We start from the raw sequence: 11,173 nt of genomic DNA on the forward strand, positions 1-11,173 counted from the left end.
CCTTGAGCCACCTCCCGAGCTTCCATGCCGCTCGGACCAGAAGGTCCTCGACGCGCTGCCGGATCGATGGCTTCGGCTTTCCGCGACGCCCCATGGGCGCCTCCCCTCAGAACCGGCCGCCGGAAATCCCGGCCGACGACCCTTCCTTCGGACTCGGGCCGGGCCCCGAAGGGGCGGGACCCGGACATGTCCGTGAGGGGAGGCGCACCGCAGTGCGCCACCCGGCACACTACCCCCAACTGCCCTCTCGCCGCAGCGTGATCCATTGACTTTCCCGGGACATGGATCAGGTGTACCGGCGGTGCTGGCGCCTGCCGAAGGACGGCCGGGAGAGAGGTGTTGTCCGGTGCGGTCGGTCAGGTCTGGTTGGGCCGGGAGCGCCACATCTTCTCGCGTGCGTAGGCGCTCCAGTCCTCCGGTGGATATGTCGCCTGTGGTGCGGCGAGGGCGACGTCGATCGCGATGGCGGTCTCGCCGGGGAAGAAGGCGAGGTCCCGGATCATTTCCAGGGCCTGTACGGTCGCTTCGCCGAGCGGGCGGGCCATGCGGTCCGCGCCGGAGGGGACGCACATGGGCTTCAGCCGGGCCGATTCGAGTGCGCGGTCGGCTTCACGGGTGTAGCCGAGTGCGGCGTAGCCGGCGGCCAGAACGATCTTCTCGAACGTGCCGGACAGACCATGGGACATGTCCCTGATGCCGAGCAGTGTCTGCTGCGGGCTCCCGGCGTCGGTGATGTCTCCGCCGGGCGACGGACCGTACTGTTCCTCGAGGCGTGCGAGCTCGGAGCGGAGCAGGGAGCGTGCCTCCTGGAGCACACGGCCGATACGGGCCAACTCGGCCAGGTCAGGGAAGATCGACATCAGGCTTCCTCCTCAGCCATACGGCTTTCTCGGGGTGGGTGGTGATGCGGATCCCCTCCCACGCGGTGTCGTGGCCGGTGCCCGTGATCCCGGACCGGTGAACAGCGATCGTAGTCATTCGTGTGCTCACTGTTACGTTCTTCGCGGGATCTGGCCGAACGACGCACCTACCGACCGCCGCGCGCCCGAAGCCCGCGGCCTCAACCGTCCGGCCCGGTACGGGACGACCTCGCGCGCGCGGCGGCGAGCGCGCGCGGCGGCGAGCGGAAGCGGCGGCGAGCGGGCGCGGCGGTGAGCGGGCGCGGACCCTCAGGAGGCGGCCAGAGCGCCGGTCGCCAGGCCGAGTTCCCTCTCCGCGACGGTGCGGGCCAGATCCGCGATGGGGGCGGTACGGGTGTCGGCGCTGCTGTTGATGTAGACGCTGATCCCGTCGATCGCGACGAGGACGCGTATGGCCGCCGCCCGTGGATCGGCGCAGTGGAAGAGCCCCGCGTCCGTGCCCGTCGCGATGAGCTGTTCGATGCGGCGGCACCAGAGGGTCTCCGCCTCGATGACGTGGTCGCGGAGGACGGGGCGGTAGCGCGAGAGATGCCGTGCGTTCAGCCAGAGCTTGCTGACGTTGTCGAATTCGGTGCTCGCGATGAGGTGGAAGAAGCGCCGCAGGGTGCTCAGCGGGGTCTCATGGCCGGGGCCCGGGGGCCCCTCCGGGAGGAGGCCGTCGAGTTCGGCCCGGGTGGCGCTGGTGAACGCCTCCGCGACCAGGGTGTCGGCGGCGGGGAAGTAGTGGCTGACCAGTCCGGGCTGGACCCCGAGCGCGTCGGCGACCCGCCGCAGGGTGACGCACTCCAGTCCTTCGGTGAGACCGACCCGCGCGGCGGTGCCGACGATCTCGTGACGGCGCTCGGACGGAGCCTTGCGGGTTCGTGTGCCGGAATCCCTTGACGACATGGAGCGAATGTTATTGAGTGAGTGACCAATCGGCAATTGGCCGGGTGACCAATAACGATACGGCCGCGGAGAGCGCGGCCCGGTACGGCTTCCCGCCCCGCCACCCGGGAGCGCTTCCCGTACCCGTCGGACCGGCCCCCCGGGCGTACCGTGCCGATCCCCGATCTCGCGGTACGGGCGGTGCCCGCGCGCGGACCGGAGCACAGCACCTGTACAGGAGATCAACGTGCACGACACCCACACCGATGCCGGTGAACTCGCCGAATACGGCTACCGACAAGAGCTGAAACGGACCCTGTCCCCCTGGGCGGTGTTCGCGATCGGATTCGCGACGATCTCGCCCGTCGTCGGGGTGTACGCCGTCGTCCAGCTGGGATTCGTCTTCGCGGGCCCCGCGTGGATCTGGGCGGTCGTCGTCGCCTTCCTCGGACAGCTGCTGGTCGCCCTGGTCTACGCCGAGCTGTCCTCGCAGTTCCCGATCACGGGCGGCGTCTACCAGTGGGTGCGCAGGCTGGGCGGGCCACGGCTGGGCTGGCTGGTCGGCTGGATCTATCTGGCCTCCGCCGTGGCGTCCCTGACCACCGTGGCCTACCTGGGGGCGGGGTGGCTGCACATGCTCTTCGCCGACGGCGCGCTCTCGCCCGCCACCCATGTGCTCCTGGGTGTGCTCTTCGTCGCGGTGGCCCTCGGGATCAACCTCCTCGGCGTCAACCCGGTGAAGCACTTCCTCAACGCCGGGATCATCGCCGAGGGTGTCGCCTCGATCGCGGTGAGTGTGGTCCTGCTGGTCTTCGTGCACAACAACGGCTTCGGCATCCTCTTCGAGACGCTCGGAGCGGAATCGGCCTCGGGCGGCTCCGCGCTGGCGGGCTTCCTGACCGCGCTGGCGGTCGCCGGCTGGGCGTTCCTGGGGTTCGACGCGACCACCCAGGTGGCCGAGGAGACCGAACAGCCACGGCGCAGCGTCCCCAGGGCGCTCCTGCGCGCCTACCTCTTCGTCGCCCTCACGGTCCTGCTGACCGGGCTCGCCGTGACGCTCGCCCTGCGTGACCCCGGGGCCGCGGTCTCCGGCGCCCTCGCGGACCCGGTCTTCACCGCCGTCACCGACGGGCTGGGCGGCTGGAGCGAGAAGCCCTTCATCCTCCTCGTCCTGATCGCGTTCATCGCCTGCGCCATCTCGATCCAGACGTACATCGGCCGCGCCGTCTTCTCCTTCGCCCGCGACCGCCAGCTCCCCTTCTCGTCGAAGCTCGCCACCGTCGGGCCCCGCCAGATCCCGTACGTGTCGCTCATCGCGACGGCCGTACTCGCCTGCCTCGGGCTGCTCCTCGGGCTGAACGGCAACGCCGCCGCGACACTGATCGCGTTCGGCTCCGGCGGCTTCTACTTCATCTTCCTCAGCGTCGCGGTGGTGGCGCTGGTCGCCCGGCTGACCGGCCGCTGGAACCCCGGCGCGGGACAGTTCAGGCTGGGCCGGGCCGGCCTGGTGATCAATGGGCTCGCCGTCGTATGGCTGCTCTTCGAAGCCGTCAACATCGCCTGGCCCCGTGTCGAGCTGGCCCCGGCCGACGGCAGCTGGGTCCAGGTCTGGGCCGTGATCCTGGTCTTCTCCGTCCTCTTCGCCGCCGGTCTGCTCTATGTCCTGATCGCCAAGCCCCACACCAAGCTCCCCGCCACCGTGACCTCCCCTCCCGCCACCCCGACCCCGGCGTCGGCGTCGGCGTCGGCGTCGGCCCCGGACCAGAAGAAGGCGTCCTGATGTCGTCGAAAACCTCCCCCGCCATCGTCTTCGACCCCACCGAGGGGCTGCGCTCACGGGATGTCTCCCTCCGGGCAGCCGGGCCGGGCGAGGTCGAGATCGAGATACGCGCGGCGGGCGTATGCCACTCCGACCTGCATATCGTCACGGGCGACTGGCCGAGCGACCGCTCCCTCGTCCTCGGGCACGAGGCGGCCGGGGTGGTGACCGCGACCGGGCCCGGCGTCGCCTCCCTGGAGGCCGGTGACCACGTCGTCCTGTCCTGGTTCGCACCGTGCCGCCGCTGCCGCAGATGCGTCGCCGGGACGGCGTGGCTGTGCACCGGCACCAAGGCCGTCGCCAATACGCACCCCGACGGCACCACCCCGTTCACGGACGACCGGGGCGAGCCGGTCTGGCCCTACCTCGGGCTGGGCGCCTTCACCCGGCGCCTGGTCGTGCCGGAAGTGGCCGCCGTGAAGGTCCCGGACGAGCTTCCCTTCGGCATCGGCGCCCTCCTCGGCTGCTCCGTCACGACCGGCGTCGGCGCCGTCGTGAACACCGCGGGCGTCCGCCCCGGCGAATCCGCCGTGGTCATCGGCACCGGCGGGGTCGGACTCTCCATCGTGATGGGTCTGCGCCTGATCGGCGCCGACCCCATCATCGCCGTCGACCTCTCGCCCGAACGCCTCGCCACAGCCCGGCGGTTCGGCGCCACCCACACCCTCGACGGCGCCGCGACCGATGTCGCGGCCTGGTGCCAGCGGGAGTTCGGTGGGGTGGAGTACGCCTTCGAGGCGATCGGCAACCCCCGGATCATCGGTACGCTCCCGGACATGCTCGCCTCCGGTGGGGCGGCGGTCCTGGTGGGCATGGCGGCGACCGGCGCGACGGCCTCGTTCAACGCCTTCGACCTCGCCGACCAGGGCAAACGCATCCTCGGCTGCAACTACGGCTCCAGCATCGGGGAACTCGACATCCCGAAGCTGGCCCGCCTCTATCTGTCGGGTCAGCTCCCCCTGGACGACCTCGTCGGCCGTACCCGTCCCCTGAGTGAGGCGGCGGAGGCCTTCGACGACCTCCGGTCGAACACCGGCGTCCGGACGATCCTCGAACCGTAGGACACCCCGTCCGACCGGCCCGACCCGGCGCACACCCCGTACACCAGCGGCGGCCGCGGCCGTCCCCGACCACCCCAGGAGACATGATGTACGCCGTCACCGACCCGACCACCGGCGAGGTCACCGCCACCTGTCCGACCGCCACGGACGCCGAGGTGGCGGCGGCCGTCGAAGCCGCCCACACCGCCACCGCCTGGGGGCGCACCAGCACCGTGGCCGAGCGGGCGGCCCTGCTGCGGCGCCTCGGCGATCTGCACACCGAACGCCGGGCCGAGCTGGCCGCGGGCATCGTCCAGGAGATGGGCAAGCCGCTCCAGGAGGCCGAGGGCGAGATCGACTTCTGCGCCGACATCTACCACTACTACGCCGACCACGCCGGGGAGTTCCTCGCCGACGAACCCCTCGACGTCCGCTCCGGGCCCGGAACCGCCGTGATCCGGCGCGCCCCGGTCGGCGTACTCCTCGGCATCATGCCGTGGAACTTCCCGGCCTACCAGGTCGCCCGCTTCGCCGCCCCCAACCTGGCACTCGGCAACACCATCGTGCTCAAGCACGCGCCGCAGTGCCCGGCCACGGCCGCGCTCCTGGAGGCGCTCTTCGCCGAGGCGGGCTTCCCGGCCGGGGCCTACGTCAATGTCTACGCCACCAACGAGCAGATCGCCGGAGTCATCGCCGACCCCCGGGTCCAGGGGGTCTCCCTCACCGGCTCCGAACGGGCGGGCGCCGCCGTCGCGGAGATCGCCGGACGCCACCTCAAGAAGGTCGTCCTCGAACTCGGCGGCTCCGACCCCTTCATCCTCCTCTCCACCGATGACCTCGACGCCGCCGTCGACGCCGCCGTCGCCGCCCGCCTCGACAACACCGGCCAGGCGTGCAACGCCGCCAAGCGGTTCGTGGTCCTCGACCACCTCCACGACGCCTTCGTCGAGCGGTTCACCGCCGAACTGCTCGCGGGCCAGACCGGCGCACCGCTGTCGTCGGCCGCGGCGGCCGAGAACCTGGGCCGCCAGGTCGACGCGGCCGTGGCCCAGGGAGCCACCCTGCACACCACCGGCGAACGGTACGGCGCCCACTTCCCCGCCGGCGTCCTGACCGGTCTCACCACCGCCCACCCGGCGGCCCGGGAGGAACTCTTCGGCCCGGTCGCGATGGTCTTCGCCGCCACCGACGAGGAGGACGCCGTACGGATAGCCAACGACACCCCCTACGGCCTCGGCTCCTACCTCTTCACCACCGACCCGGCCCAGGCCAGGCGTGTCGCCGACCGGATCGAGGCCGGGATGGTCTTCGTCAACGGCGTCGGCGCCGAGGGGGCCGAACTGCCCTTCGGCGGCATCAAGCGCTCCGGGTTCGGCCGGGAACTCGGACGGCCCGGGATCGAGGAGTTCGTCAACAAGAAGCTCATCCGGACCGTCGCCTGACGATGGCTGTACGGGGGCGGGGGCGTCCCGCCGTGGCCCTCACCGGGCCGCGCGGGGCCCGGTCCCGCCGCGCCCGCTGGGTCGCCGGGCCCGCTGGGTCGCCGGGCCCGCTCCACTGTTGCGTCCAGGACGCATGTGCTGAGGCATCGCACCTGGTCAGAGGGGGTATGACGGTGGTAGCCGCAACCGGTTCGGTGTGCCACGGTGGGGCCATGGAGGAGAGTCGGCACACCCCCGCGCACGATCACCACCATCATCCGGGCCGTGGGCACGGCGGTCCGGGGCACCGGCACGAAGGCGGGGCATCCCGCGCGGCCAGGGTGCGGGACCGGATCGTCCATCTGGCCCGGCCGCACCGTCATGACACCGGCGACAAGGTCGACGCGGCGATGGAGACCTCCCGCGAGGGGATGCGGACCCTGTGGATCTCCCTGGCCGTCCTCGGGCTGACGACCGCGGTCCAGGCGGTGATCGTGGTCCTGTCGGGGTCGGTGGCGCTGCTCGGCGACACGGTCCACAATGCCGCCGACGCGCTGACCGCCGTCCCGCTGGGGATCGCCTTCCTGCTGGGACGGCGGGCGGCGAACCGCCGCTACACCTACGGCTACGGCCGCGCGGAGGACCTCGCCGGGATCGTCATCGTGGCCACGATCGGCGCGTCCGCGGCGGTGGCCGCCTGGGTCGCGGTCGACCGGCTCCTCGACCCCCGCGACATCACCCATCTGTGGGCGGTGGCCGGCGCGGCGGTGACCGGGTTCATCGGCAACGAGTGGGTCGCCCGCTACCGCATCCGCACCGGCCGGAAGATCGGGTCCGCCGCGCTGGTCGCCGACGGGCTGCACGCCCGCACCGACGGATTCACCTCCCTCGCCGTCCTCCTGGGAGCCGGGGGCGCGGCGGTGGGCTGGCGGGCGGCCGACCCGGTCGTCGGCCTGCTGATCACGGTCGCGATCCTGTTCGTCCTCAAGGACGCCGCCCGCGAGGTCTACCGCAGGCTGATGGACTCGGTCGACCCCGCCCTCGTCGCCACAGCGGAGGAGGCTCTGAGCCAGGTGGCAGGGGTGCGGGGAACCGGGCAGGTGCGGATGCGGTGGATCGGGCACGCCCTTCGGGCCGAGACCGACATCGTCGTCGACCCGCATCTGACCGTCGTCCAGGCGCATCGCATCGCGGTCGCCGCGGAGCACGCCCTGATCCACGCGGTCCCGAGGCTGACGGCCGCGACCGTACACACCGATCACACCGCCGCCGGGAGTGATCCGCACGCGGTCCTCGCCCACCACGGCGAGCGGCCGGGGCCGGTGTCCGGGGTGGTTGTCGGTGACGGCTGAGGCATCCGGGAGCCCGAGGCGCTCTCCGGGGCCGGGCACCGAGGTGTGACGGGGCCATTACGCGGTGATAGCGCCGAGTCGGTCAGCGGCGGCCGGCCGCCAGCAGCACCATGAGGGGTACCAGTCGGTGCGGCGGCACCCGGTAGTGGCCCCGGCCCGCCGGCTGGAGCCAGCCCGCCGAGACCAGTTGGCGCAGATGGTGATAGATCTGACCGGTCGTGCCCAGCCCGTCCAGCCCGGTCAGTTCCGCCACGGTGGTACGCCCCTCCAGCAGTGCGTGGATCACCAGCAGCCGCACCGGCTGCCCCAGGGCCGCGAAGACTTCCGCGAGTTCGGCCCAGTCGGTGCCGAGCAGTGAGTCGACCGGGGCGAATCCCTGCCACTCCGTCAGTTCACCGCCGTTGCGCGTGACCGAGCCGACGTACAGGACGCCGCCCTGTGCCGCGCCCAGTTCCGCCAGCTCCGCACGGAGTCGTTTGAGCGCCCAGTAGCCGTCCGGCAGTTCACCGCCGGGCTGCTCGGGGGGCGCTTCCTCGTTCGGGTCCAGCCGTCTCTCCAGCAGGGCGAGACGGCGGCTCAACTCGGCGACCTGCGCGGACAGTTCATCCGTCGGCTTCGGGGATGCGCTCGGGTCTTCACTCATCTTCAAAGAGTACGCACTTACGTGATTCCTATGTTGTCAGTAGAGTGATCACCTCCGGTTCCAGACGAGTTGGAGGGTGCGTGACCGATCACGCCACGCGAAGAGGCCCCGCGCCCATGGCGGTGAGCGCCGCGGCCTGGTTCCTGCCGGAGCCGGAGGTGTCGGTCGCGGATCTGCCGGTGCCGGACGGGACCGAGCGCCATACCGTCGGCCGACTGGGCATCGACACCATCCGCGCCGACGACCGGATGGACGCGGTGCAGCTCGGCGAGTGCGCCGCCCGTCGGGTACTGGAGCGGGCCGGAGCGGACGCCGGGGAGCTGGGCGCGCTGATCGTGGTGGAGTCCCGGGCCCCTGACACGTTCCTCAGCTCCGAGGCGACGCGGCTTCAGCGGCTGCTCGGGGCCGACGCGGCGCTGACCTTCACCGTGGGCGGCCTCGGGTGCGTCTCCATCACCCCCGCCCTGTTCGCGGCACGCGGGCTGTTGGCCGCCGACCCCGATCTGGGGGATGTGCTGGTCGTCCATGGCAGCAAACCGGTCTCGTCGGTGCGGTACCGCCATCCCGTGACGGTCAGCGGCGACGGCGGCCAGGCGCTGTTGCTGTCGCGCGGCGGCCCGGTCCGGATCCTCGACATCGCCCAGCGGAGCAACGGTCAGCACTGGAACCTCTTCCACGTCAAGTACCGGGACCGGCCCACCGCGCAGTGGCGGGAGGAGTGCGAGGACCCGTCCGTCTACTCCTTCCGGCTCGCGATCGAGACCCGGAACGCGCTGTCCGGACTGCTGGCGGAGGTGCTGGAGCGCAACGGCCTGGGGAAGGGGGACATCCGGGGCCATCTCAGCCACAACCTGTCGGCGGGCAGCCTCGCCTTCACCGAGGACGCCCTCGGAATCGGTCTGCTGCCCGTCTGCCGCGAGAATCTGCGGCGGTACGGGCACCTCGGCCCCAACGATGTCTTTCTCAATCTCTACACGGCGCTGGAGCGCGGCGAGCTGGCCCCCGGCGACCACGTCGTGCTGATCAACGCGAGCCCGGTGGCCGCCTGGAGCGTGGTGCTCGTCCGGATAGGACCACAGGAGGCCGTGGTGTGAACGGGCATGGCCGAGTGAACGGTGAGGAGATCACGGTGGTGCACAGTCCTGCTCAGAACCGCCCTGCCGACCTGGCCGGACCGCCTGCGGCGGACCCCGGTGCGGGGGCGCCGGTGCTGGCCCGGTTCCGATGGCAGGCCGCCCGGTCCCCGGAGGCGACCGCGCTGATCGTCGGGGGAGAGACGGTCAGCTACCGCCGGCTCGACCTCGCGTCGGCGGGCCTCGCCCGGTTGTTGCGGCAGTACGGCGCGCGGCCCGGCCGGGTTGTCTGCATCCGGATCGAGCAGAGTGCCCTCGCCGTGGTCGCGGTGCTCGCCGCCCTGCGTACCGGCGCGGCCTGGGCCGCCCTTGAACCCGACCTTCCGGCCGTCCGGGTGCGGGCGTTGCTCCAGGACACCGATTGCGCGGTGGTGCTCGGTTCGTCCGACGACCCGGCGACAGCCGCGTTCATCGGTTCGGCGGCTTCCGCCGTCACCCCGTTCGCCGACCCGCCGCAGGTGCCGGTCACCGGCCCGCCACAGGTGCTGGACGCCGCCGGGCTCACCGTGGGCGGCCTGGCCCTGGCCGGGGCCGATGCGGCGCGGGAGCCGGACACCTCGGTCCCCGAGGGGGCGCCCGCCTATGTCGTCTACACCTCGGGTTCGACCGGGGCCCCCAAGGGGGTCATGGTCAGCCGGGCGCAGCTGGCCGCCTCCATCGCCGGCCGGGCCGAGGTCTACGGTGTCGAGCCGTCCGTTTATCTCATGGTCATGCGGCTGTCGTTCGACGGCATGCTCGGTGGGATGTTCTGGTCGTTCTGCCACGGCCACACCTTGCTGCTTCCCGATGTGCGGGAGCTGACGCGGGTACGGGAGCTGGCCGCGCTCGCGGGCCGGTACCGGGCCACGCATCTGATTGTCGTCCCCTCCTACTACCGGGGGCTGCTGGCGGAGTCCGCGTCCTTCGGGGATGCGCTGCGGCTGGTGGTGACCGCCGGGGAGGCGTGCACCCCTGAGCTGGTGCGCGCGCACCACGCGCGGTTACCCGGGGTGCGGCTGGCCAATGAGTACGGTCCCACCGAGGCGACCATCTCCTGCACCGTCGAACCCGCGGTCGATCCGGCCTGGGACGAGGTCCCCATCGGCCGTCCCTGGCCCGGTGCCACGGCCTGGGTGCTGGACGAGCGGCTGCGCCGGGTTCCGGCCGGGGTGGTCGGCGAACTCTATGTCGGTGGCGCGTTCGTGGCCCTGGGGTACGCGGCGCAGCCCGGCCGGACGGCCGAGCGTTTTGTCGCCGATCCGTTCGGGCCGCCGGGTGCGCGGCTCTACCGTACCGGCGATCTCGTCCATACCGATGGGGCTGGGGCGCTGCACTTCGACGGCCGGTCGGATCTTCAGGTGAAGGTCCGCGGCATCCGGATCGAACCCGGTGAGGTCGAGAGTGTTCTGGAGGGTCACCCGGCCGTCGGTCAGGCCGTGGTGCTCGCCGATCCGGCTGCCGGGGGTGAACCGTCGCTGATGGCGTTCGTCCTGGTCGCGAGTGGCGGCACGCTGCCTGCCGCTGCCGCGTTGCGCGCGCACTGTCTGGACCGTCTGGTGCCGCAGGCGGTGCCGGTGCGTTTTGTCCCGGTCGCCCGGATGCCGCTCACCACCAGTGGCAAGGCCGATCGGGCCGCGCTGCGGGAGATGGCGCGCGGTGGCGCCGCGGGGGGTCCTGCCGCCGGTGGGGGCTTCGCACCCGGTGGTGGGGAGCACTGGACCGCTGGGCGGCGTGCCGTCGGCGAGATCTGGGCCGCCGTGCTGCGGCACGGGGAGAGCGGCCCGGACGACAACTTCTTCGCGGTCGGCGGCAGCTCGCTCAAAGTCATCGACCTGCATGACCGGTTGAGCCGGCGCTGGCCCGGTGTGCTGCGCATCGGCGAGCTGTTCGATCTCATCACCATCGCCACTCAGGCGGATGCGATCGAGGCCCGGCTCGATGCCGGTGACCGGCGAACGGACCCCCGGCCCCCGACCGCGTACGAGCTGTGAAGGCGGCG

The 11,173-nt window shown here is 71.9% G+C and carries 9 protein-coding genes; 6 read left to right on the plus strand and 3 right to left on the minus strand.

The genetic code is table 11. From position 1 onward, the window contains the following. Positions 1-356: 356 nt before the first annotated feature. Together ABT354_RS25570 and ABT354_RS25575 are read right to left on the minus strand one after the other, a co-directional pair. Positions 357-860, minus strand: a complete 504-nt coding sequence (locus ABT354_RS25570) for a hypothetical protein (RefSeq protein ID WP_351497781.1) — start codon at positions 858-860, stop codon at positions 357-359. Between the two features lie 309 nt (positions 861-1,169). Next, a complete protein-coding gene (locus tag ABT354_RS25575) occupies positions 1,170-1,808 on the minus strand; it encodes a TetR/AcrR family transcriptional regulator (RefSeq protein ID WP_351497783.1) in 639 nt (212 codons plus the stop codon). 226 nt (positions 1,809-2,034) lie between these two features. Between ABT354_RS25575 and ABT354_RS25580 the strand changes: the two genes are divergently transcribed. The 4 genes from ABT354_RS25580 to ABT354_RS25595 all read left to right on the plus strand — a co-directional run bounded on the left by ABT354_RS25580 (position 2,035) and on the right by ABT354_RS25595 (position 7,419). Next, positions 2,035-3,567, plus strand: coding sequence for an APC family permease (locus ABT354_RS25580; protein WP_351497785.1), 1,533 nt, complete (start codon positions 2,035-2,037; stop codon positions 3,565-3,567). Next, complete coding sequence (locus tag ABT354_RS25585; RefSeq protein WP_351497787.1) at positions 3,567-4,667, plus strand: alcohol dehydrogenase catalytic domain-containing protein; 1,101 nt, start codon at positions 3,567-3,569, stop codon at positions 4,665-4,667. Before ABT354_RS25580 ends, ABT354_RS25585 begins: the two co-directional genes overlap by 1 nt. Before the next feature lie 83 nt (positions 4,668-4,750). Further along, positions 4,751-6,088 (plus strand): aldehyde dehydrogenase family protein, encoded by a 1,338-nt coding sequence (locus tag ABT354_RS25590; RefSeq protein ID WP_502983496.1) that lies wholly within the window; start codon positions 4,751-4,753, stop codon positions 6,086-6,088. A gap of 212 nt (positions 6,089-6,300) precedes the next feature. Beyond that, positions 6,301-7,419, plus strand: a complete 1,119-nt coding sequence (locus ABT354_RS25595; RefSeq protein ID WP_351497789.1) for a cation diffusion facilitator family transporter — start codon at positions 6,301-6,303, stop codon at positions 7,417-7,419. An 82-nt stretch (positions 7,420-7,501) separates the two neighbouring features. Here the strand turns inward: ABT354_RS25595 and ABT354_RS25600 are convergent, their stop codons facing one another. After that, positions 7,502-8,062, minus strand: coding sequence for an ArsR/SmtB family transcription factor (locus tag ABT354_RS25600; RefSeq protein ID WP_351497791.1), 561 nt, complete (start codon positions 8,060-8,062; stop codon positions 7,502-7,504). A 116-nt stretch (positions 8,063-8,178) separates the two neighbouring features. On the opposite strand from ABT354_RS25600, the gene ABT354_RS25605 reads away from it, so the two are divergent. Further along, positions 8,179-9,156 carry a ketoacyl-ACP synthase III family protein gene (locus ABT354_RS25605; protein ID WP_351497793.1) on the plus strand — a complete coding sequence of 326 codons (978 nt, stop codon included), beginning with the start codon at positions 8,179-8,181 and terminating at the stop codon, positions 9,154-9,156. Next, positions 9,153-11,165, plus strand: coding sequence for a non-ribosomal peptide synthetase (locus ABT354_RS25610; RefSeq protein WP_351497795.1), 2,013 nt, complete (start codon positions 9,153-9,155; stop codon positions 11,163-11,165). The genes ABT354_RS25605 and ABT354_RS25610 overlap by 4 nt, the downstream gene beginning before the upstream one ends. The last annotated feature ends 8 nt before the right edge of the window (positions 11,166-11,173 follow it).

Origin of the sequence: Streptomyces sp. NPDC000594 (assembly GCF_040299965.1) — a bacterium.
GTDB lineage: Bacteria > Actinomycetota > Actinomycetes > Streptomycetales > Streptomycetaceae > Streptomyces.

What these genes read in the sequence shown, in the direction of transcription:
- ABT354_RS25570 (WP_351497781.1), bottom strand. Translation starts at nt 860, where the DNA reads ATGTCGATCTTCCCTGACCTGGCCGAGTTGGCCCGTATCGGCCGTGTG.
- ABT354_RS25575 (WP_351497783.1), bottom strand. Translation starts at nt 1,808, where the DNA reads ATGTCGTCAAGGGATTCCGGCACACGAACCCGCAAGGCTCCGTCCGAG.
- ABT354_RS25585 (WP_351497787.1), top strand. Translation starts at nt 3,567, where the DNA reads ATGTCGTCGAAAACCTCCCCCGCCATCGTCTTCGACCCCACCGAGGGG.
- ABT354_RS25590 (WP_502983496.1), top strand. Translation starts at nt 4,751, where the DNA reads ATGATGTACGCCGTCACCGACCCGACCACCGGCGAGGTCACCGCCACC.
- ABT354_RS25595 (WP_351497789.1), top strand. Translation starts at nt 6,301, where the DNA reads ATGGAGGAGAGTCGGCACACCCCCGCGCACGATCACCACCATCATCCG.
- ABT354_RS25600 (WP_351497791.1), bottom strand. Translation starts at nt 8,062, where the DNA reads ATGAGTGAAGACCCGAGCGCATCCCCGAAGCCGACGGATGAACTGTCC.
- ABT354_RS25605 (WP_351497793.1), top strand. Translation starts at nt 8,179, where the DNA reads ATGGCGGTGAGCGCCGCGGCCTGGTTCCTGCCGGAGCCGGAGGTGTCG.